The 539-nt window shown below is 65.9% G+C and carries 1 protein-coding gene; it reads right to left on the bottom strand.

Annotation, left to right across the window (positions count from 1 at the left end):
* Nucleotides 1–44: 44 nt before the first annotated feature.
* Nucleotides 45–539: translocation/assembly module TamB domain-containing protein (locus tag NW838_RS11425; protein ID WP_414428070.1), on the bottom strand; the 495-nt coding region annotated here is incomplete at its 5' end.

Genomic DNA, 539 nt, shown 5'->3' with positions numbered 1-539 from the left:
CCTGGCCATCCAAAGCCTGCTGCCAAACTCCGGAGCGGATCCCATTAGAAGCGGGTCTCAAACTCGATGGAAATGACATTGTTGCCCTCGAGGTCGGTGCTGGCGCGGGTGAGGGTTTGCTCGTTGAGGCGGTAGCGGGCGCTGTAGCGGGTGGGCTGAAAGGGATCCGTTAGGTTGCGCTGCACCGAGATGGAAGTGGCTGGCCCCAGATCGCGGGCCACCTCCAGCGCTAGCCCTATCGAGGAGCGGTTGGCAGCGCGGGTATCGACCTGGGGGACGGGGCTAATGCGCACCTCGTCTAGGCCCAGGGTGTCCCGCAGCGTGTCCAGCACATCGTTGAGCAAGGCAGTTCCGGCCAGGCCGGCCACTCCCGCTTCGGGGTTGAGGCGGGCCAGAGCTGTGCCTCCCAGGAGGGCGACGATCTCTTCGGGGGAGCGGCTGGGGCTGCTGGAAAGGGCCAGAACCCCGTTGCGGGGATCCGCCTCAGCCAGCTGGCTGGCCCGCCCGTTGACCGTGGCGAAAATCTCGATGAGCTGATG

This window comes from Synechococcus sp. R55.2 (assembly GCF_047462075.1).
Classification (GTDB): Bacteria; Cyanobacteriota; Cyanobacteriia; order Thermostichales; family Thermostichaceae; genus Thermostichus.
This window is presented reverse-complemented; position numbering and strand designations above follow the sequence as displayed.